At 42.3% G+C, this 21,857-nt stretch carries 20 protein-coding genes and 1 tRNA gene; 9 read left to right on the top strand and 12 right to left on the bottom strand.

Going from position 1 to position 21,857, the window contains the following annotated elements; genetic code table 11:
* Nucleotides 1-67: 67 nt before the first annotated feature.
* Nucleotides 68-694 carry a hypothetical protein gene (locus VB775_RS02535; RefSeq protein WP_281006956.1) on the bottom strand — a complete coding sequence of 209 codons (627 nt, stop codon included), beginning with the start codon at nt 692-694 and terminating at the stop codon, nt 68-70.
* Nucleotides 695-875: 181 nt separating this feature from the next.
* Complete coding sequence (gene hemL / locus VB775_RS02530; protein ID WP_281006955.1) at nt 876-2,186, bottom strand: glutamate-1-semialdehyde 2,1-aminomutase; 1,311 nt, start codon at nt 2,184-2,186, stop codon at nt 876-878.
* A 616-nt stretch (nt 2,187-2,802) separates the two neighbouring features.
* Between hemL and VB775_RS02525 the strand changes: the two genes are divergently transcribed.
* Nucleotides 2,803-3,480 (top strand): response regulator transcription factor, encoded by a 678-nt coding sequence (locus VB775_RS02525; protein ID WP_142655597.1) that lies wholly within the window; start codon nt 2,803-2,805, stop codon nt 3,478-3,480.
* Between the two features lie 304 nt (nt 3,481-3,784).
* Here the strand turns inward: VB775_RS02525 and VB775_RS02520 are convergent, their stop codons facing one another.
* The 4 genes from VB775_RS02520 to VB775_RS02505 all read right to left on the bottom strand — a co-directional run bounded on the left by VB775_RS02520 (nt 3,785) and on the right by VB775_RS02505 (nt 7,984).
* The gene (locus tag VB775_RS02520; protein WP_281006954.1) at nt 3,785-4,237 is read right to left on the bottom strand and encodes a nitrate reductase associated protein; all 453 of its coding nucleotides are present in this window, start codon (nt 4,235-4,237) and stop codon (nt 3,785-3,787) included.
* Nucleotides 4,238-4,284: 47 nt separating this feature from the next.
* The gene (locus VB775_RS02515) at nt 4,285-6,333 is read right to left on the bottom strand and encodes an endonuclease MutS2 (RefSeq protein ID WP_281006953.1); all 2,049 of its coding nucleotides are present in this window, start codon (nt 6,331-6,333) and stop codon (nt 4,285-4,287) included.
* 156 nt (nt 6,334-6,489) lie between these two features.
* Nucleotides 6,490-6,705, bottom strand: coding sequence for a hypothetical protein (locus VB775_RS02510; RefSeq protein ID WP_094536312.1), 216 nt, complete (start codon nt 6,703-6,705; stop codon nt 6,490-6,492).
* 349 nt (nt 6,706-7,054) lie between these two features.
* The gene (locus tag VB775_RS02505; RefSeq protein ID WP_323216624.1) at nt 7,055-7,984 is read right to left on the bottom strand and encodes an alpha/beta hydrolase; all 930 of its coding nucleotides are present in this window, start codon (nt 7,982-7,984) and stop codon (nt 7,055-7,057) included.
* Between the two features lie 186 nt (nt 7,985-8,170).
* Between VB775_RS02505 and VB775_RS02500 the strand changes: the two genes are divergently transcribed.
* Both VB775_RS02500 and VB775_RS02495 read left to right on the top strand, forming a co-directional pair.
* Nucleotides 8,171-8,251, top strand: a tRNA-Leu gene (locus VB775_RS02500).
* A gap of 109 nt (nt 8,252-8,360) precedes the next feature.
* Nucleotides 8,361-8,540, top strand: a complete 180-nt coding sequence (locus VB775_RS02495) for a hypothetical protein (protein WP_281006951.1) — start codon at nt 8,361-8,363, stop codon at nt 8,538-8,540.
* A gap of 29 nt (nt 8,541-8,569) precedes the next feature.
* On the opposite strand, the gene mazG is transcribed toward VB775_RS02495, so the two are convergent.
* Nucleotides 8,570-9,391, bottom strand: coding sequence for a nucleoside triphosphate pyrophosphohydrolase (gene mazG, locus VB775_RS02490; RefSeq protein ID WP_281006950.1), 822 nt, complete (start codon nt 9,389-9,391; stop codon nt 8,570-8,572).
* Nucleotides 9,392-9,502: 111 nt separating this feature from the next.
* Between mazG and VB775_RS02485 the strand changes: the two genes are divergently transcribed.
* The 4 genes from VB775_RS02485 (at nt 9,503) to VB775_RS02470 (ending at nt 11,985) form a co-directional block, all read left to right on the top strand.
* Nucleotides 9,503-9,820: a DUF2605 domain-containing protein gene (locus VB775_RS02485; protein ID WP_281006949.1), complete on the top strand. Its 318-nt coding sequence runs from the start codon at nt 9,503-9,505 to the stop codon at nt 9,818-9,820.
* Nucleotides 9,821-9,897: 77 nt separating this feature from the next.
* Entirely contained in the window at nt 9,898-10,176 is a 279-nt protein-coding gene (locus VB775_RS02480; RefSeq protein ID WP_190580749.1) for a DUF2973 domain-containing protein, read from the top strand.
* Between the two features lie 116 nt (nt 10,177-10,292).
* Complete coding sequence (locus tag VB775_RS02475) at nt 10,293-10,676, top strand: DUF1636 domain-containing protein (protein WP_281006948.1); 384 nt, start codon at nt 10,293-10,295, stop codon at nt 10,674-10,676.
* Nucleotides 10,677-10,914: 238 nt separating this feature from the next.
* On the top strand, nt 10,915-11,985 hold the full coding sequence (locus VB775_RS02470) for a response regulator (RefSeq protein ID WP_281006947.1): 1,071 nt from the start codon (nt 10,915-10,917) through the stop codon (nt 11,983-11,985).
* Nucleotides 11,986-12,106: 121 nt separating this feature from the next.
* Here the strand turns inward: VB775_RS02470 and VB775_RS02465 are convergent, their stop codons facing one another.
* From VB775_RS02465 to VB775_RS02450, 4 genes are all read right to left on the bottom strand, one after another.
* Nucleotides 12,107-13,144 carry an aromatic ring-hydroxylating oxygenase subunit alpha gene (locus tag VB775_RS02465; RefSeq protein WP_281006946.1) on the bottom strand — a complete coding sequence of 346 codons (1,038 nt, stop codon included), beginning with the start codon at nt 13,142-13,144 and terminating at the stop codon, nt 12,107-12,109.
* A 347-nt stretch (nt 13,145-13,491) separates the two neighbouring features.
* Nucleotides 13,492-15,177, bottom strand: a complete 1,686-nt coding sequence (locus tag VB775_RS02460; RefSeq protein ID WP_281006945.1) for a tetratricopeptide repeat protein — start codon at nt 15,175-15,177, stop codon at nt 13,492-13,494.
* Nucleotides 15,178-15,182: 5 nt separating this feature from the next.
* A complete protein-coding gene (locus VB775_RS02455; RefSeq protein ID WP_281006944.1) occupies nt 15,183-16,562 on the bottom strand; it encodes a P-loop NTPase fold protein in 1,380 nt (459 codons plus the stop codon).
* A gap of 206 nt (nt 16,563-16,768) precedes the next feature.
* Entirely contained in the window at nt 16,769-18,433 is a 1,665-nt protein-coding gene (locus VB775_RS02450) for an NB-ARC domain-containing protein (RefSeq protein ID WP_281006943.1), read from the bottom strand.
* 321 nt (nt 18,434-18,754) lie between these two features.
* Here VB775_RS02450 and VB775_RS02445 point away from each other — a divergent pair, with 321 nt between their 5' ends.
* Together VB775_RS02445 and VB775_RS02440 are read left to right on the top strand one after the other, a co-directional pair.
* Nucleotides 18,755-19,237, top strand: coding sequence for a phycobilisome protein (locus VB775_RS02445; RefSeq protein ID WP_281006942.1), 483 nt, complete (start codon nt 18,755-18,757; stop codon nt 19,235-19,237).
* Between the two features lie 204 nt (nt 19,238-19,441).
* A complete protein-coding gene (locus VB775_RS02440; protein WP_281006941.1) occupies nt 19,442-20,641 on the top strand; it encodes a glycoside hydrolase family 10 protein in 1,200 nt (399 codons plus the stop codon).
* 398 nt (nt 20,642-21,039) lie between these two features.
* Here VB775_RS02440 and menH read toward each other — a convergent pair whose 3' ends face one another.
* Entirely contained in the window at nt 21,040-21,849 is an 810-nt protein-coding gene (gene menH, locus VB775_RS02435; protein ID WP_281006940.1) for a 2-succinyl-6-hydroxy-2,4-cyclohexadiene-1-carboxylate synthase, read from the bottom strand.
* Between the last annotated feature and the right edge of the window lie 8 nt (nt 21,850-21,857).

Raw genomic sequence — 21,857 nt, 5'->3', positions numbered from 1 at the left:
GATTTATTTTGCTTATCTACCGCGATCATCATCTGGTCTTCTTAATCAAAAATCGAGCAGAGCTTATCTATAGTCGTAACTCCTTACGCCCATTTTGCACAATTTTAATCATGTCGATTAGTTGAGATTCCAGATTACCCAAGACGCGATCGCTATATTCATCAGCACCACGCTGCATATCTTGGACTTCACCCGTTACCCGTTGATGCAATAAATCCAGATCTTTTTGGGCTTGACGGCGCATTTGATTAACTTCATTAAGGGTTTGCGATTTCACCTGTTCGCATTCCTCTTGGAGTTCACGACGAATTTGACTTGCTTCCTGCTCTGCCTGATGAATTATAGCCGACTCTTCTAATAGCTGACTCGCCCTTAGCTCAGCCGACTTAATCAAATCCTCGGCGTATTGTTGAGCTTCAGCAACAAGATCTTGTTTGTAGAGCAATATCTCTTCAGCTTTAGCGATCGACTCAGGTACGGACAATCTCACGCGATCGATCTGCTGACATAGTTTTTCTTCATCGATGACGGTATGACCCATCACGCGAGGGCCACTTTCCAGCACCATTTCTTCAAGATGGTCTAGCTCTTTGTGTAAGCTCATGTAGTAATCGGCTCTTGGTAAAGGCGCAGGAGAGCCGTTGTAATTACCATTATTAGATTTAGTACTAGCAGTTGAGTTTTCTGTCAGCATCAGATTTGTGTAGGAGAAATTTCAATGCTTTGATGTTCTAAGCTGAATTGACTTGCGAAATGAGCTTAAGCGAATCAGCCTAGAAATAATTAACCAACATTGTAAATGACTTTTTGCGAAAGCTGTTACAACATGAACTTTTTTTGATGAGATGAGTAAAGCCCATCTCATCAAAATTGTTTTAAACGGCAATTTGCGACAATACAGCCCGAGTCGCGGCTAATGTCACTTCCACATCAGCATCAGTATGGGCTAGGGATGTGAAACCAGCCTCAAACTGCGAAGGTGCAAGATAAACGCCATGCTCTAACATGCCACGATGGAATTTAGCAAACTTAGCAGTATCGCTAGTTTTGGCATCTTCATAGTCATAAACTTGTTGGCTAGTAAAAAACATCCCAAACATTGCACCAACAATATTACCCGTAGCAGCATGTCCAGTTTCATGGGCGATCGCCAACATACCTTCGGCTAATTTCTTAGTAATTTGCTCAAGGTATTCATAGGAGCCTGCCCGCTTGAGGATTTCCATGGTTTTAATACCTGCGGTCATCGCCAAAGGATTACCTGACAATGTTCCAGCCTGATACATGGGGCCAGCAGGAGCAACCATCGACATAATATCTTTGCGCCCACCATAGGCTCCTACGGGTAACCCACCACCAATGACCTTACCCATTGTGGTCAAGTCAGGAGTAACGCCAAAACGAGCCTGTGCGCCACCGTAGGAAAGGCGGAATCCTGTCATCACTTCATCGAATACTAACAAAGCTCCATTAGCATGACAAAGATCTTTTAAGCCTTGTAAAAATCCATCTTTAGGCACAATACAGCCAGCATTACCGACTACTGGTTCAATAATTACGCCAGAAATTTGATCGGGGTTTTCGGCAAATAAGGCTTTGACTGCTTCAAGGTCGTTATAGGGAGCAGTGAGGGTATTCGCTGTCGTGGATTTTGGCACACCAGGGGAATCGGGCAAGCCGAGAGTAGCCACGCCCGAACCAGCCTTAACCAAGAACATATCCGCGTGACCGTGATAGCAGCCTTCAAACTTAATGATTTTGTCACGACCTGTGAAAGCTCTCATCAAGCGCAATACGGACATACAGGCTTCTGTACCAGAGTTCACAAAGCGAACCATTTCAACGCTAGGTACAGCTTCGATGACCATTTCGGCGAGTTGGTTTTCAAGAACGCAGGGAGCGCCGAAACTTGTACCTTTTTCGAGGGCTTTATGTAGTGCTTCGATGACTTCTGGATGGGAATGTCCGACGATCGCAGGTCCCCATGAACCAACATAGTCGATGTATTTGTTGCCATCGATATCCCATGCATAAGCACCATTTACGCGATCAAACACGATTGGCTCACCACCAACTGATTTAAAGGCTCGAACGGGAGAGCTTACACCGCCGGGCATTAGCTCCTTGGCTTTAGCAAAAATTTCTTGAGATGCTGTTGTCTTAAAGGTAGATAAATTCGCAATCATTTTTTAACAAAGATTTTTTAGGGTTTGTGAGTCTCTATAGAATCAATTTAACTCAGCAACGATCCAAGCGTCACAGAAATCAAATAGAAAGTTGCAGTAGTCCAGAGAAATTTTTGAAGACGACGCTTCGCGTCGTCTTCAAAAATTTCTCTGGATTTTATTCATCGCAAAGCGCTATATGAGTACTTGAGCAAAATAAACTCCAAAACCCGTAAAGTTGCGCCACTGCGGGGGCGCAACTTTACGGGTTTTGCTTTGTGATTAATTATGCCTAGCTACTTAGCAATCCTAAATCATTTGGTAAGAAAGGCAAGAAGCTAAAGCCCCTTGTTATGAGCTTTAGCTTCTTGCGATTCATTTAGGATTGCTATATTGTGATTTTTTTATTTAAAATTTATTAAATAAAAGTGATTGTCGATTTTTTTATCGCAATAATACTTAAAATTTTTGCATTTATGAAAAAGCATTCGATCTTTCGTATATGATTCAATTAGATAGGGGTGAATCATGTTAACGAGATTTATAAAGTTCATATTCTTCATAAACCTGTAAAGGTATCCGTTAGCATATAGCTAAGCACCTATCAAACTTAAATAACTGTGATTTGATCGATCCAATGAGAATTCTCCTTGTAGAAGATGATGCCAATTTGGCTGACACGTTAGCCGAAGTGTTAACTAGTCAACATTGTGTTGTAGACATTGCGCGGGACGGTGAAGAAGGCTGGGAGAAATCTCAAGCTGACGACTATAACCTGATCTTGCTAGATGTCATGCTACCAAAGCTGGATGGAATTAACCTATGTCGTCGTTTACGGGCGCATGGCAATAACATCCCAATTTTGATGGTGACTGCGCTAGATATGAGTTCTGACAAGGTTCAGGGGCTAGATGCTGGTGCTGACGATTATCTCGTCAAACCGATTGATCCACCTGAGTTGATGGCTCGTATTCGCGCCTTGTCGCGCCGCGCTCAGATTGCAGAACCCACAGTTTTGCGTTGGGGGGAACTGCAACTCGATCCTGGTATGCACGAGGTTTCCTATGCTGGACAATCTGTGCATTTGACTCCGAAGGAGTACAACATCCTAGAGTTGTTGCTCCATCATGGTCGTCAAGTCCTCAAGCGGATCACGATTGTGGAACATGTTTGGTCGCTTACTGATCCACCTAGAGAAGATACGATCAATGCCACGATCAAGAGTCTGCGGAACAAGTTGAAGGGTGCTGCTGCGCCTCACAATTTGATCGAGACAATTCATGGTGTTGGCTATCGTTTGAGCCAACTTTCATAAAGAAAAAGGAGTGCTTTGCACTCCTTTTTCTTTACGGAGTAAAGGTTTGTTTTTAATTCAACGTGAGTTCGATATAGCCATTTGCGGCGTGCTTTGCAAGCCGCAAATGGCGAAAAATGGTAAGAATCGCTTAGCGATTCTTACCATTTTTCGCTTTCGTCGAACTGACGTTAATTCACAAAAGTGTTGTCAAGCTTTCGTGAATTTATAGCGTTTATCAGTTTAGGTTATAAAACCCAAAAAGCGAGTAGCGGCGCTTCGCGCCGCTACTCGCTTTTATTTGTCCTAGTTCAAGTGACAACAGCTATATAAGTCCAAATTCTTGCAAGGCAGGTAAGAAATTATTGTTTTCGTGATCGGATGTACTGAGCTTAATCAGGGCAAAACGTTGCAGTGGGGTGATGCTTTGCCATTGAGCTGGGGCGATCGCTATGTTTAATTCCTGCGCGTGCTGCAAAACGCTGAGGGGAATCACGTTGGTTTGCATCCATGCAGGATCTTGTTCAATGGGCAAATCACTAGGATATATGTTGAAATTTTGAAAAACTTGCGATCGCAGATGTTCTCTATATTCTTTGATTTCTTTGTTAGTCGTACAGGGTAAATCAATTAGTTTTTGGCGCTGTATGGTGGAAAAACTTAGCCAATGTTGCAGTTTGAGTTTAATGCCACAGGTGTCTAGCTTGTAGCGTACTTGCATCGGAATACAGCGCAAGGTGGCGACGAAATCGGCTTCAAACTGAAAAAATTGCAACATAACTAAAACCCCAAAAACTAAAAGCGGCGCAAAGCTCAGCTTTTACTTTAGACTTTTTCGGTGTCTGAGATATTTACAGTTAGCTTCATAGTTCCTAACCTTACAGAAAATTCACCTGAACTATTCGGAACTGTCAATACTTGAGCAATTTTGCCAAATTTAGGAATGCGAACGCGATCGCCAATTTTTAACTGCACTTCAATTTTTTGCTCAGAAGTGATAGGCATATGGCGCTTAGTTAATTCCTCAATTCTTTGCTCAGTACGTTGGACATCCGCAACTAGCTGTTCACCTAGCTGCTCACCCTTTTGCAATTTGCGGATCACACGACCGACTTCCTTTTGGGCTTGGGCGATCGCTGCATTTACCTCTTTTTCTTGACGTTCACGTAGTTCTTTTGCCTGCGATCGCATTAGTTCGGCACGATCCAAAATTTCTTTGTGTAATCGTTCAGTTTCAGCGAGTAAATGCGCGGCGGCTTCAGTTTTTTGAGTTTGTTCACGGCGTTGAGCTTCCAGTTCCGCGATCACGTCATTCATTTCCGCAGAGCCAACGCCGACACGCACTTGAGCAGCTTCGAGAATATCCTGTGATAAACCTAACCGACCTGCGATCGCAAGGGCATTAGAACGCCCAGGGATACCCCACAACAACCGATAGGTGGGCGCAAGGGATGCATCATCAAATTCCACGGATGCATTTTCAAATTTAGGATTTTGGTATTTCAGAGCCTTGAGTTCGCCGAAGTGCGTCGTGGCGATCGCAAGTCTTGTATGTTCGCCTAAATATTCTAATAATGCTGTAGCGATCGCGCTGCCTTCGGATGGATCAGTCCCCGCCCCAACCTCATCTAGAAGTACTAGAGATTGGTGCGAAAGTGAGTCCAAAATTCTCCCAATGCGGCGAATATGTCCCGAAAAGGTTGATAGATTTTGCTGTAATGATTGCTCATCACCAATATCGGCAAGTACGAGATCAAACCAAGGCATTTCTACAGGTTCTTTAGCGGGAATGAACATTCCCGCCTTTGCCATGAGAGCCGCTAGCCCAAAAGTTTTTAAAGTTGCAGTTTTGCCGCCCGTATTGGGTCCTGTAATCACAACTACGGAGATTTGCGGCGAAATCAACACATCAACTGGCACAACTTCGCGACCTTCCTCGTTTTGCTGTTGCCAGACCAGTAATGGGTGACGCAACTGGCGCAAGACGATCGCCTCACTCTCCAGAAAATGTGGCGGATTCGCTCCTAGCCAATAGCCATACCTTGCCCGCGCCACAGCAAGATCGATCTTAGTCACGATAATTAGCAATCTTTGCAAATCTTCCGCGATCGCCGTAATCTTGGCACTCAGTTCTGCCAAAATAATCTCGATTTGGGCTTGCTCCATTTTTAGCAATTGCCGCAAGCGATTGTTGGACTGCACAATCGAGTTCGGCTCCACAAATAGCGTCATCCCTGTACTGGAAGTATCATGAATTACTCCCGGAACGCGATCGCGTTGTGGCGACTTTACCGATAAAACATAGCGATCGCTACGTTGGGTAATAATCTGCTCCTGTAGCGAGCTAGCATTACGCTGCATGATATTTTGCAGCTTGGTAATAATCTGATCGCGCACTGAGGTTAACTCATGGCGAATTTCCCCTAATCTCACCGAAGCTCGATCCAGTACATTTCCGCCTTCATCAATACAGCGATATATTTCCTGCTCAACATCAGGATAAGTCCGCAATTCGCTAGCAAGTATCTGTAAATTTGGGCAGTAATCAGCATTGTCTAGCTGACGACGCAAGTTTCTTGCTCCTGCTAAGGTTGTCGCGATCGCCCAAAGCTCAGCAGCCGACAAAATCCCCTGTTTCTCTGCTCGAAATACCGCCTCAGTAATATTTTGAATCCCATCTAGGGATACGCCTGCACTTCGCTCTTCGAGGGCATAGGCTTCTTTAGTTTGGGTGAGTAACTCTAATGTATCTTCATAGCGATCGGGTATTGGTAAATGTGCCGAGGCGATCGCCCCCAGCTTTGTCGTTGTAAATGTTGATAAATGCTGACATAAACGATTCCATTCCAACAGATCCAACGTCTCAGCTTGCATGACACCTCAAAATAGCTTTTTTCATCAAGACAAGTCAGCGCTGCTGACTTGTCTTGATCATACTTTTCTATTGTGCCAAAAAATTAAAGAACAAGGGGCTTAAGCCCCTTGTCTAGCGAAAAAAAGGGGAACGCGATGCGTTCCCCTTTTTTAAAATTACAAGCGAGAAGCTAATCTCTCAAAATCGGCTTGAGTACTTGATAGCATCCTGCTGCGGCTGTCTTGAGCGCGATCGCCACTTAAATTTGGGACGAGGTTACGGGCTTGCAGTGCCATGTGTAACTGTAAATGTGCGACATATTCACTCAGATCGCCTTGCACATCAATTTGCTTGAACGCTACAGATTTATTAGTCACCGCATTACCTCTCATTTGATTATGTGAATGTAAACTAAATGTAAATTTTTTTAAGACAAATCTTTCGTTTTGTTTAGATTAAGACAAGTCTTCTCTATAACTTTCGATATAGAACTTATCATACAGGCGATCTCGATAGATGTGTCTAGATACGAAGCGTAATCTTTTGAAGCAATACTTAATAATTGATGGGTGCAGGGCGAAGCCATGCACCCATCAATTGTCATTATAAAAATCGGTTTTTTGAAAGTCCGCCGTTGGCAGGCTTTCAAAAAAAACGATTTTGGTGTTTCCAGAGCCTTAGGCTCTGGAAACACCAAAATCGTTTTCATATGATAATTGCTGCCTTGCATCACCAATCCGTCTACAGCTTAAAAAAGCTGCGAATAGAATTCAGATATAGCGGCTCATTGGTAGAGGCATTATTGTTATGTCCACCATTGGGAATAAGCACAATTTGTTTTCTGGTTGGCGTTGCCTCATATAAGCTTTGAGACATGACCGCAGGAATTAAATCATCCGCAGTACCGTGGATATAAAGTACGGGTACAGAAAGCGATCGCACCTTAGCGATCGAATCAAAGCGCTGATGAATTAATAAATCTATGGGGAAAATTCGATATTTAGGATCGATTTGAGCCATATCACTCATCGATGTAAACGAAGCATCAATAATCAATCCCATAGCTTTAGGTTGTTTAAGCCCAAGATCGATCGCGATCGCCCCACCTAACGAATGTCCATAGATCATTATTTGACTTGGCTGATAGCCTTTTTGGATTAAATAATCCCAAGCTGTCTGAGCATCTGTATAAACCGATGATTCACTAGGAAATCCGCCTTCACTGCGGCCATAGCCTCGATAATCAATTAATAATACTGAGAACCCCATTCGCATCAAGCGATTGGCATGTTTGGCATTAGCACTAATATTTTTACCCTTGCCATGCAAATACAAAATTACTTGGCGATCGCTTAAATTTGCTTTTTCTTCCTGTTTGGCATTGGGTAACCACCAACCATGAATATTTTCACTCGTACCATCAGCCTTTTTGACTGGAATTAAGACATCCTCATACTTGGCATTAAATTTAGCGGGAGTGGTCGTAATTTCTTTTTCTGGCGAAAAGATGATGCGTGTTTGACCAAACCATAACCCCGCACAAACTGAACCATAAAAACCCGCGATCGCAATTCCCGCGATCGCTACTGGCTGTAACCAACGCTTTGGCGATCGCTTCCCGCTCTGATCATGTTGCAGAGATGATTCAGTCATTGAAGTTTTAGATTCCATAGTGTCAGTGAAGGTATTTATAAAATTTCAGGTTAAGTAGCTAGGCATAATGAAACCCAGATTCAAAACCTGTGGCGCACGCTGCGCGTGCGCCACAGGTTTTTTGATTTTATCTTTAGAAAGCGCAAAAATGTATTGCAAATATGCACCACTGCTGTAATATAGTTAAGCACTAAAAAAGCAATTGCGGTCATGGTGGAATGGTAGACACGCCATCTTGAGGTGGTGGTGGCGAAAGCTGTGAGAGTTCGAGTCTCTCTGACCGCATAAAAAAAAGGAGAACTAAGCGTTCTCCTTTTTTTTATGCGGTCAGCATTGAGACTGTTCTGAGATTGTAGTAGCCTTGAGGCTTAGTTTATAAACCGCTTTAAAATCCATGTCTCGCCAAGTTAATTGTCAAGAAGAATGCACCAATGGCTGTGTCCTTGGGGATAAATGCCCACATTTAGAATATTTAGCTAAAGCTCGTAAACTTTTAGCTGAAAACTCAATTGATAAGTTGATTGAAATTTCTGACTCCCGTTTTCTGCCTCCAGATGCTCCTATCAATAAATAAACTAAAGACTCGCTTTGCGAGTCTTTAGTTTATTTGAGCTTTTCCTTGGCAAGTTTCCAGAGATTGTCTAGCTCCTCGGCAGTGAAACTATCAATGGGGCGATCGCTTAAAGTTTCAATCATCTCAAGGCGCTGAATAAATTTGCGATTAGTAGACTGTAAAGCCTCTGAAGGATCGAGATCATACCAACGGGCCACATTAATCAGCGTAAATAATAAATCTCCCAATTCCGCCTGCTGATTTTCCTTAGACTCATGCTCTAGAGCATGGCGCAGCTCATCTAGCTCTTCATGAAACTTTGCCCATACTCCATCGGCATTGTCCCATTCAAAACCATTTGCGGCTGCCTTTTGAGAAATCTTCATGCCAGCCGTTAAAGGTGGTAGCGATCGCGCATAGCGTTTGAGTTTATAGCTCAGTTTTTGAGTTTCTGCTAAATCTTCACCCTTTTCTTCGGCTTTAATCCTTTCCCAGTTTTGATGAATTTCATCCATGCTGTCAGCTTTGACATCGCTAAATACATGGGGATGGCGACGAATTAACTTTTGAGCGATGCCTTCGGCAACTTCAGCGATCGCAAATTGATTATTTTCACTGGCAATTTGGGACTGTAAAACCACTTGCATTAATAGGTCACCTAGCTCTTCGGCGATCGCCTTACTATCACCACTTTGAATTGCATCCACCACCTCATAGGCTTCCTCGATCACATAGGGGATCAAGCTTTTAGGCGTTTGCTCCAAATCCCAAGGACATCCACCATCAGGCGATCGCAGCTTTGCCACCACTTCGATTAAATGTTGCAGCGCGATCAAGTTCGCCGAAGCTTCAACGGTTGGCTCAAAAGTCATAAGATTTGTTTAATGTTAAGAAAAGTAACAAAATGCTATAATAGTCAGTATAAAAATACTGCTTTTAACAAACTATATACAGCAACAATCTTGCTGCTAGAGATCTGCCCCATGAGTAATACTGCTAGTCCTGATCCTGAAATGCTCAGACAACTTCTAGAGCCATTACTAGAAGATTTCACATATTGGTTTGACCGCTCTCAAAAGCTCCTCTCCAGCGAACGCATAGATTTTTTGCAGGAGACGGAACAAAGAAATTTGCTGGAACGAGTAGAAAATGCTCTCAAAGAAGTTGCCGTGGCGATCTCTTTATTCCGCGTTACAGGACATCAAGTTGGCGTAGACATGGCAACAATGAAACCTTGGCATCAACTACTTATGGAGTGTCAAGCCGTGGGGATGCGCTACTATCGTAATCAAGTAATTTAAAACTTTAATTTTGATCCTTGATTTCTCATCTTAAACCTTAGCTCACTTAATTTACATATTTTTTCAGGAAAGTAGATATGGTACAGATCCTTTATATACTCGCTTTTACGATCCTCTCCATTTTTGCGATTAGTAATCTCATTCGCAGCATGATCGCGCTTTCCCAAAATGATTCGCGAAGCTACCAAGATAATCGTAGTCGCCGAGTATCGCCTCAATATGCTCATCCTGAATTATGGGATAAAGATGGCAAATATATCGATGAGCCACTAATGGTAATCAAATCGATTAATGTAGATGACGCTCGCTCAAGACTAGATGCTCTCTATAACTCGTCACCAAGTGGCGACAAATAGTAAGGTTAGGTCACATTGCTTTGCGCTCAAACCCCAATGCACAAATATTTTGAAATTCTTACCAAGTAAGAATTTCAAAATATTTGTGCATTGGTTTGTTTTTCATTGAGGTACGGATGACCCATAGGCTATTAGTTTGTACGACCTGTGCCAGTACTTGGCAAAATGGCAAAAAGGTAGGTATTAGTGGTGGTGAAACATTGCTAAAAACCCTTTCTGAGTTGCACCAAAATTGGGAAAGGCGATCGCAATTTGAAATTCGAGCAGTTTCCTGTATGAGTGCATGTAGCCATGCTTGCGCCGTAGCCTTCGCATCTGAAGGTAAATATTCCTACTTGTTTGGCGATTTACCCAGTGATGTGGATAATATGGCGACCACTGCATCGGCAATCTTGACCTGTGCCGAAATATATGGCGATCGCCCTGATGGGATGTTGGCTTGGAAAGAGCGTCCCGAACCACTAAAAAGTGGTGTAATTGCCCGTATTCCCCCTTTATAGAAAAAAAGAGCGTTTAACGCTCTTTTTTTATGATTTTTTGAAAGCCCCCCCCCGACGGTGGGCTTTCAAAAAAAAACGATTTTAGTGTTTCCAGCGCCTTCGGCGCTGGAAACACTAAAATCGTTTTCATAATGAGAATTGCTGTAAAAAAGCCTTAAAATCAAGGGGCTAAAAGAAATTCTGGTAATGTGAACAGATCTCTGTACATCCAAGATAAAACTCAAATTTGTAACACCCCATGCAAGGCACGCTCAGAGAAATTGACGTACATACCATTATCAACCTGATCGAGTTTGGACAGCGAACTGGTGAATTGTTGATTGAATCCAGTACAGGGAAATTCTGGTTTTTATTTTTTGATAATGGAGAGTTGATCTATGCTACCGATACTGATAGCAACTTGACTCGTCTACGCGATTATTTGCATGGGTTGGGATTAGACCATGCGCTCGATCAGTTATCTAGCTCGAAACTGGGGATTAATGTTTTAGAGTATGGACAAATTTGGGCGCTTTTAGAATCCAAAATCCTCAGTCCTGATCAGGCTAAAACAATTCTGGAAAGCACAATTCGAGAGGTGCTTTTTGATATTATCGGTCTCTATCAAGGTACATTTGTTTTTGAAATTAGTGCTGCACTTACACCAAAGTTAACTAGATTCAAGTTTTCACAGCTTAGTTCTGAATATCTACGCCAACTGCAAACATGGAAGAAATTTTATCCAGTTTTACAGTCGATCGATCAATGTCCTGTATTGCTTACTCAAGAATCTTTGCCATCTTTAAATGCTTGGATCGATGGTAAAACGACAATTCGCCAGTTGTCACGATATGCAGGAAAGGATATTAGCCAAGTTGGACAGTTGATCTACGATGCGATCGCGATTGGACAGGTTGCGATTACACCATTAGCGATGAGTGAACCGCAACAAGTAAAGGTACAATCGCCCAGAATTTTATGTATTGATGATAGTGTGACTATCTGTCGGGCTGTTGAGTATATTTTGCATAATCATGGCTTTCAAGTTATGGCAGTATCTAGTCCAATTAAGGCTTTAAGCTTGATTTTTCAACATAATCCCGATCTGATTTTGTGTGATATCACAATGCCAGAGATTGATGGATACGAGCTATGTGGAATGCTGCGTAAGTCAAGCGCGTTTGCTAAGGTTCCGATTATTATGTTAACGGGTAAAGATGGGTTTATCGATCGCGTCAAGGCTCGGATGGTGGGAGCTACGGAGTATTTAACGAAACCGTTTGGAGAGAAGGAATTACTCACAACGGTAGAAAAATATAGTAAGCGCTAGCTTACTATAGCAACGTAAGTTTTGCGCTCAAACCCAAACCAAGAAAAAAGATTAAAAGCTTTGCTTTGCAAAGCTTTTAATCTTTTTTCTTATGGTTCGTTTATTCGGCAATTGCTATAAATTATGAAGTAAAAGATTTACCTAAGCCGATTGCGGCTAGCTTCTTACGAAAAGTAATTGAGCTTTTATCGCCTGCAATATGTACCTCGTCAGCAAGGCAAATAGGTAAATCCTCTGGCCATTGCTCCTCAACGATCGCCTTATCCTCATAAAATACCTGATCGTTAAAATCGAGGGTGTCTTGTAAGGGAGCATCTTTATCAAAATTACGACAAATCGGTACAAACAATCGCGTTTTACGCGCCGAAATTGGCAAAGCCGCATTGAGAACATGCAGCTTGCCATGAGGAAAGAAAACTGTCAACTTGGCGGTGAAAGGAATAAACAACTCAAATAGTCTCCTCCACAAAAAATCAGGAGGAGCTAGATGCTTCATGCCGTGGGCATAGTTGCTAACAGTACTGATATAGTCAGCACGAAAGCCTTGAGGAGTTTGTTCGATCGTATAATCTGGGACTTCAGGATTATCTATCTCTCCAAAAGACTTCGCATGGATAAAAGCAAAGTGACTGACATCTAAGAAGCCTTCTACCTGCCGCCCTGCGGCTGCATCCAAATCCACAGAATTAGGTAATACCTGAATGTAATCTGGATCTTCCCATTCATCTAATTCAGGAAATGGGACAGAACCATTGTCGATCAATCTTGTCCAAACTAACCCATAGCGTTCCATCACTGGATAGGTTTTTAACTTAAGTCTTGATGGAATTGTGGCTTCAGGCTGGGCGGGAATGTAAACACATTTGGCATTGCAGTCATATTGCACGCCGTGATAGGGGCAAACAAGGCGATCGTTTTCAATCCAACCCAAACTTAGCGGAGCTCCACGATGTAGGCAGAGGTCTTTGGCAACGATAATTGAACCATCGGAAACTCGGTAAATCACCAATCTCTCGTCTAGGAGATGTGTGCCATAGGGTTTCTCGGCTGTGATTTCATGGGAGAATGCAACGGGATACCAGAAGGGCGCAAGCGCTTGCCAATCAGTTGGGCTGAAGGTGCAATTGCGTGGCAAAGATACTTCTTTGGTTGCTACCATAAAAGTCACTCTTGTGTATAGTTCTATAAAATTGACGGTACAACGCTCCAAAGTTTTATTCTGTATAACTTTGCACGAATCTAGTATCTTTGTTATTACAGTGCTTTGCGCTCAAACCTAAACCAAGAGCAAGGTTTTGGGCAAAGCATTCCCAAATGAAGATTATCTGGGAATTTATAGATTGTGGTGGGAATGCTTTGCCACTACAGTTCTATTTTATTTAACGTGAGTTCGATATAGCCATTTGCGGCGTGCAAAGCACGCCGCAAATGGCGAAAAATGGTAAGAATCGCTTAGCGATTCTTACCATTTTTCGCTTTCGTCGAACTGACGTTTATTTACTAATTTCATCGCCACAGTTTTGACCAGATACGTCGCAACCAAACAAAAATAGTCTGAAAGAGATTTTTGCGGCGCTTGCGTTTGGGTGGATCTGGCAGTTCAAATCGCTTGGGTTCTTTGGCGACAGTTTCTAGCGGTGCAAAGGATTTACTTGAGTTCTTAATCATATGATAAAGCCCCAATTGTTCATATATTTTTCTTGAAGCATTGAAAGCCTCTATGGACTCACCTCTGCGACCTAATTCTTTAAGGGCAAGCCCTAGATTATGGAGAGAATTTGCTTCACCATTGCGATCGCCAATTTCTTTTGTGATTTCCAAAGACTGTTGCTGAAACTGAATTGCTTGCTGGTACTGTCCTAGTGAATAGTAAGCAATCCCTAGATTGCCAAGAGACTTTGCTTCACCACTGCGATCGCCTATTTCTCTATAGATTTCCAAAGACTGTTGATAAAACTGAATTGCTTGCTGGTACTGTCCTAGTGAATAGTAAGCAATCCCTAAACCGCAAAGAGAATTTGCTTCACCATTGCGATCGCCTATTTCTCTATGGATTTCCAAAGACTGTTGCTGAAACTGAATTGCTTGCTGGTACTGTCCTAGTGAATAGTAAGCAAGCCCTAGATTGCCAAGAGCATTTGCTTCACCATTGCGATCGCCTATTTCTCTTTTGATTTCCAAAGACTGCTGCTGAAACTGAATTGCTTGCTGGTACTGTCCTAGTGAATAGTAAGCAAGCCCTAGATTGCCAAGAGCATTTGCTTCACCATTGCGATCGCCTTTTTCTCTTTTGATTTCCAAAAACTGTTGCTGAAACTGAATTGCTTGCTGGTACTGTCCTAGTGAATAGTATGCATTGCCTAGATTGCAAAGAGAAGCTGCTTCACCTTTGCGATCTGCTAACTTTTGGGAGAGTGTCAATGCTTGCTGAGAAAATTCAATTGCACGATTATATTCACTCAAGCTGAAATAAGCAGAACCTAATTCATTCAAAATATTTATTTGACTTGAGCCATTGGGGTTAGATTCTGAATCAGAGCCAGAAGGATTAGCTTCCATTAGCAATCGATGTAACAGATCAATACGTTCTTTCTTTTCGGGCTTGAGATAATTGCCAAGAATACGATTTGAGCCAATTGTTTTTGCTTCAGCAAAATCCCTAGTTTCCTTTGCGGTTTTAAACTTAAACACCCCAGATTTCCAAGCCCAAAAGTCAGGTGCAAAATTGGCTACACGGGTGATCGCATAGTCTGGCAACACAAACACCACAGGATGAGGAGCCAACCGTGCATAAGCATCCCGCACAAAATTTAAATCCACTAAAAACGGTGGATAGTCTCCCACTACCCCGATCGCATTTTCTAAACCACTCAATACCAACACCAACTTCTTCTCCTCTTGGCGCGGTAAAGTTTCTAGACGCTTGATTAACTCATCCAACAAATATCGCAAATCAGGATCATTAAATTCCCAAGACTCTAGCTGTAACTCCCCCCACTCAGGATCACTAGCGATCTCTTCATTTAGCGCCGCCACCAACGCCACCCCATCTTGCCAAAAATTACACTCTGCAAAAGCGATCGTGAAACCCTGCGACAAATCCAACATCGCCAACAAACTCTGAATCGCATCATCATTAAGCGATCGGAACTTAGATAGGTTTTCATCTTCTGGTTGATCAGCTTCTGTCATGGCATTTATGGATTCTTAGCTAGATAATCTTCCAACGCTCTTTTAAACAAACGACTTCTAATTACTACTGGATTAAGATAATTCCAACGTTCTAATCCGTTATATTCCAAAACTGAAATATTCGACAACATCAACTGTCCCACCTCATCTCTTGGCACATTTTTCTCCAAATAAACCTTCACCAAAACTGGATAATGTTCATTGGGAATCATGCGCTCCATAGTGAATTGTTGCTGATTAATCGCATAGGTCACATTCTCATCATTTACCTTATCTCGACGACTAGTTCTCGCATTTTGGATGGCTCCTCTGACGATCTGCATCATTTGCCGAACGTGACCACCACTGTATTTTGCTAACTCTAATAAACATTGTCGAGACTCAAAGATCGCATCAATATCGATCCGCTTCTCAATCAAACTTGCCACTGCATCTAAACCCTTGGCACTATACTCAGGCTCTTTCCCACTGCGATCGAGAGGATCATAATTGTAAATATTGATCATGGGAATGATATGGTAATTCGGAAAAGCAGCGCTAACACCTTTAGGTGAATAGACGGCTGAAATTGGCACAGTGTAAACAATCGAGCAGTGTAAATCCTTTAGCTGTGAGGCATAGTCAAAAAACAAATGATTAGCGACAGGGGGAGGACAGCGATCTAAATTATCGAAAATTATCAAAAAGTCTTTGCATTTGGGAAACTTTTTCTGCCATTTTTTTAATCCATCATCCAATAGTAAATTGATATCAGTTTTTAAGCGTTCGACATCTTTTAAAAGAGTTTGCCTAACTGTCTTTTTGCCCTGATGTGAAGCCTTAACTTGTCCCAAAAGCTTTAACACAAGTTTTGCCAAAAATGGTGGTACTATTCCCACAAAAGGAATTTCAGCATTTAAAGTTACTTCTCCTTCTACAGAAATTGACTTGTCTACTGATTCCACTGTTTCATTGGTTACTTCTTTAAACCATTCTTCAAAATTTGATAGTAATTCAGCATCAAACTTCAATCCCTGTTTACGCAGCTCAAACTCTACCCACTTGATCACAATTAAGTAGATATCAGTATATTCAGCATCATTAATATCCGTTTCGTTTGAAGCATCAACATAAATTACTTGATATTCATCTTGCCAACGCTTTTGGATTAGTCTTAATTCTGTGCTTTTGCCACTACCTCTATGTCCAGTAAATAAAATTGTGACAAAATCTCCAGACTTTTGATCATCTAAAATCAGCGTAATACTATCGATCGCATCAGTTTTGCGCGTCTTCGACAAATCCACATAATAGCGCTCTAGCTCTACATCTTGGAGCGGAACCACATCGCAAACGCGATAAGCATCTTTGAGATTAGTTGCCAATATGTTGGAAGGTGTAGTCATAAAATTTAGATGTCAGAATTTTAAGTTCAGGATTAGTTGTGCCGTTCTTGGGATTGCGATTAAGAAACTATTTAAGAATTGTCTAGATCCCCCCCAGCCCCCTTAAAAAGGGGGAAGAATTAAATCCTTCCCCCTTTTTAAGGGGGATTGAGGGGGATCTCTTAGGAGCTTTAGCCGCAGAAAGTAATTCTTAAATGGTTTCTAATTTACCACCATAAGCCAATTAGGGCGAGATTAACTTCGGTGTAACTTGTGCCTTCAATTGGTTGGACTTGGTGCTGACTCGCGAGAATTTCCCGTAGAGATTCCAATTCGATGTTGCTTTGGGCGATCGCCTTATTTAACTTGTCTTTAATTGGCTTGAGAACTAGTCGAATCTGCATCGCCCGAATTGAGTCAGGAGCATGATCTTCAACGAGTACATGACTTTGTAATAGATTAATTGATTTGAGATTTTGTTGAGATGCGATCGCTGTAATTTCTTTGCTTACTTCATCAACAAATTGACGATTCACATATTTCATGACTACAGGCTCTAACAAGAACATCACCTCACCCTGCTCAGAGACTTTTTCGATTAGCGATCGCCATCGCAATGACTCTAAAGCATTAATTAATTCTGAGCCAGAGGTTTGTAAATTCATCTCTGAACGCAAGGTTGAGAGGGATACAGGACGATGCTTAATCGCAAGCCAATACAGGACATCCTTTTCTAGTTTGGAGAGACGTTCAAACTGTTGATAGAGAAGCGTGCGTAACACATCCCCTAGAGCTAGTGCTGTCTGTTTGAGAAATTCCGAAACATTGCCGTTAAATAATTCCTGAATTGTTCCCGCCACAATTCTCAAAGCCGACGGATTACCCCGATATTGCTGTACTAAAGCTTCTAATCCATTTTCGGAACCTGTAAACCCTCTCGCTCTCAGTAATTCAAAGGCTCCTTGTCGTTGCAATCCATTTACTTTGTAATAGCGAATCGGTTGATCTTCCCCTTGATGCATGGAGACTTCTTTAGGTTGTTCGCGCCCAATCAAAATCAGCGAGCTTTGATGCCGCTCAGAGCCAACACGCTGTAACAAATCTGCATGGGCTTCGCAACCTTGGCGATAGACTCCCACCAATTCCCCATCTTGTAGTGTCGCTTCAAAGTCATCTAGCACAATCAAACAACGCTTTTGGCGCAAAACTTCCAATAAATCAGAAATACTACAACCAGTTTGCTGTGAACTATTGAGAAATTGCAACAGATCGGCAATTAACTGTGAGGTCGGCTGTGCGCCCCGCAGCGATCGCCAAATAAAGCAATCAAACTGTGATTGCATATTTTCAACTAGTTTCACGGCTAGAGCCGTCTTGCCAATGCCTCCCATTCCACAAATCGCCAAGAGATGACAGCGATCGCGCACAATCCACTGCTCTAGTTTAGCTAGATCTTCCGTGCGTCCATAAAAAGTTTGAATATTCGGAGCCTCGCCCCAATCGGCATAATTTTTCCCTGAGTTAACCTGAGAGTCGGCGGCTAGATTATGTGGATTATGCAGATTTTGGCGTTGAGTTTTATACCCCTTAGCCTCTAACCATTCGGGTACTTTTTCCCAACGTAAAGTATTAAGCGGCTGATCGGCGATCGCCTCAAGCGATCGATACAGCCCCTTATTTAACTCCACCCGCAACGCCCCCGAAGTCCAAGCTAGCTTAAAGGCAAGTTGCCCTGGACGATAACGACATAGCAACCCACGCAAACAAGCCTTTTCAAAGGGCTTGATTTCCTTGCCACTAGCAGTTTGTAAATCTGCATAAAGCCGATCTAAATCCCAATTTTGGGCAGCTTCGGTGAACAGCCCTTCAATGTGGTCATTGTCAGATAACATGACAGGATATGGCGGCGAGCGATCGCATAGATTTGTGTCGTGAGCAGCAATAAATAAATCAATATATTTATCGATTTATCTGGATCGTAACAAAAAAAGGGCGATCGCTAGAGATAATGCTTAAAGTGGCGGATAGTTTCAGGCTCAGACCCGTATAAAATCATTTTATAGAATTAGCACGAAAATCGTGACTAACCTATAAATAATTAAATAAAGAACCCGATTTTTGATGGCGCGGCGGAGCCACGCCATCAAAAATCGATTCTTTATTTTACAACGAAGCCCTTAAATGATTAATACTAAACTGAGTGCCGTTTAACTATGTTAAGCAAGCTGCAACAACTAGGAACAAATGCAGATGGTCGCTATGCTAGCGACGAAGAGCTGCAATTTATGGATACCTATATCTCCTCATTTGACTCACGGGTTGAGGCTTATCGACGCATTAAAGCTGTCGAGAAAGAAATTGTCGATACGGTTTTGATCAAACTAAAAACGTCCTATCCCAACTTGCTTTTGCCAAAGGGGGAGGACATGCAAGGCAAGTGGAAACAAGACACCTTAAGGGTTTTACGCCATTCTGCCATGACTGTTTTATTAGACGATCCAGAACTTTTGCGGCAACAGTTTTTGTATTGGTTCCAGACGATCATGCAAGCCTTTGGCGCACAGGAGGCTTGTAACATCACCTATCTAGTAATGCAAGATGTGGTCAAAGATCTTCTGCCCAAAAATGTTGCCGATTTGTTATGCCCCATTCTGGAAATAAATCGTGATTTACTGGGATCTCAGCAAAAAAGCTGACAAAAAATAGGCGGATAATAAGCATCTTCCCCCTTTTGTGGTTTTTTACATTGTTATACAATAAGTTGACAAAAAATTTGCAGCCTAAATGTGAGGAGTTAGAGCTTACCTAGCTCATTAGTGATTATGGGGAAAATTAATTCTATATCTTGGCAAGCACGGCTTCGTTTCCTAGTTTTAACCTTTCTAGGGTTTGCGATCTCAATGATGATCAATTTTCCTTTTTGGGCGGTAGCTCAGACTCCTAACGGTAATGCGAATATTACTGCTAGCAACACGATTGATCAATCTCCCCCACCTACTCAACCGCAGATCAGACCATCTAATGTCAATGAATTGCGCGGTATTTGGCTAACTAATGTCGATAGTGAGGTTTTATTTTCGACCCAAAGTCTTGAAAGAGCAATTAAGAGATTAAAGCGTTTAAACTTTAATACCTTATATCCCACAGTTTGGAATCGTGGATACACACTTTACCCCAGCAAAGTTGCTAAAGATAAGTTTGGCGTAGATGTCTTTCCTATATCAGGTTTGCAAGAGCGAGATATGCTTGCGGAAACCATCAAATTTGGACATGAACAGGGTTTTGCGGTAATTCCTTGGTTTGAGTATGGCTTAATGACTGAGGAAAGCTCGGAGCTAATGCGCCAACACCCAGACTGGATCACCCAGCGCAGAGATGGCTCTCACCTTTTCTTGCATGGCGAAAAAGATCAACATCGTCTTGCTTGGCTCAACCCTGCACGTCCTGAAGTGCAGAAGTTTCTCACAGATTTAATTGTGGAAGTCGTCACCAAATATGATGTCGATGGCATTCAACTTGATGATCATTTTGGGATGCCCGTAGAGCTTGGCTACGACGATTACACGATCGCTTTATATAAGAAAGATCACTTTGGGCGGCTGCCACCTGAAGATTTTAACGATCCTTCATGGATGAAATGGCGCGCTAAGTATGTGACAAATTTAATGAGGAAAATATCTAGAGCCGTTAAGGCGATCAAACCCAATTGCCTAGTTTCTTTATCTCCTAACCCCAAAGAATTTTCCTATAAGAAATTCTTGCAAGATTGGTATAGCTGGGTTTATCTAAATTACATTGATGAACTAATTGTGCAGGTATATCGAGATAACATTGGCAACTTTACAACTGAGTTATCTCGTCCAGAGCTGCAAGAGATTCGCCAAAAAATTCCTGTAGCGGTAGGCATTTTGACAGGCTTAAGAGTCCAAAATGTCGATATGCGACAGATTAAAGGTCAAGTCAGAGTTGCGCGTGAGATGAATCTTGATGGTTTCTCATTTTTCTTTTATGAGACTTTGGGTAATCGAGATGCATCCTTTGAGACGCTCTTCTTTACACCTGCAATTCGTCCAGATTTAAGAAATATTGCTTCTAATTAACTGATGTTACGTGGAACTCAGATGATGAATCTCTTGCTGCTAGCGTCATAGGGCAAGCACGGGGGCATTGCCCCTACCTGAATAATTCATATCCTGTAGGGGCTGTGCCCCCGTGCCAGCCCTCAATATTGAGGATCGCAAGAACTCCTTCCACGTAACATCAGTAATTAAACTAAAAAGCGGCGCGAAGCGCCGCTTTTTAGTTTAACGTGAGTTCGATATAGCCATTTGCGGCGTGCGAAGCACGCCGCAAATGGCGAAAAATGGTAAGAATCGCTAAGCGATTCTTACCATTTTTCGCTTTCGTCGAACTGAAGTTAGTTTAATTAGTTGTCAACCCAAGAAGCGAGTGGCGGCGGCGCAAAGCGCCGCCGCCACTCGCTTCTTGGGTTTGTATTCTAACCAGACTGGCGACAGCTATAGCTACAAAATGCTTTGATCTTCTCAACAAATAGATCAGAATTCTCAAAGTGAATATTGTGACCACAACTAGGGATAATCTCTAGTTGCGAATACTTGCATAGCTGTTGCATTTGGCGATTTATTTGCACAAACTTGGGATCTAACTCACCAGCAAGTAACAACAACGGAATCTGATTTTTTGGAAGCTTCTCCCATAATGATGGTTGCATCCCTGTGCTGAGATTGCGTAGAGATTTGGCTAATAAGGCAGGCGAATTATTTAAACGTTGCTCTAGCATTTGGGCAAAATTTGGATGCGATCGCAAGGTGGCAAAAATAGGCTGTTGATACCAATTTTCAAGAAATAATCGAAAATCACTAGCTTCTAGCTTGGCGGCGAGTAATTGATCCTTATCAAGGCGATCGCCTCTTTCTTGAGCTGTTTGTAAACCTGCGGACGCTGATTCGAGAGTTGTCCTACAAAAATATTGCGGAAAGTGGATTGTTAAATATAAAGCTAACCTTCCACCCATAGAGTATCCCACTAAAAAACAGCGATTCACATGAAGTAAATCCAAAAATTTGATGACAAAGTTGGCGGTGGATTGTATTGTGTAGTAGTTATCTTGATCAATTCTTGAGTCTATGATCCTAGTCTGACCATGCCCTAGCAAATCGATCGCAACACAGTAAAATTGTTTAGACAAAATTGCGATCGCCTGCTTAAACTCAAAGCAATCACCCATAAATCCATGCAAAAACAAAATTGTCGGATGGCAGGGATCGCCCTCTGAGTAGTAGCTCAAACAACAAT

This window comes from Pseudanabaena sp. CCNP1317 (genome assembly GCF_034931345.1).
GTDB lineage: Bacteria > Cyanobacteriota > Cyanobacteriia > Pseudanabaenales > Pseudanabaenaceae > Pseudanabaena > Pseudanabaena galeata.
Note: the sequence above shows the minus strand (reverse complement) of the source record. Positions and strands in the feature narration are given on the sequence as shown.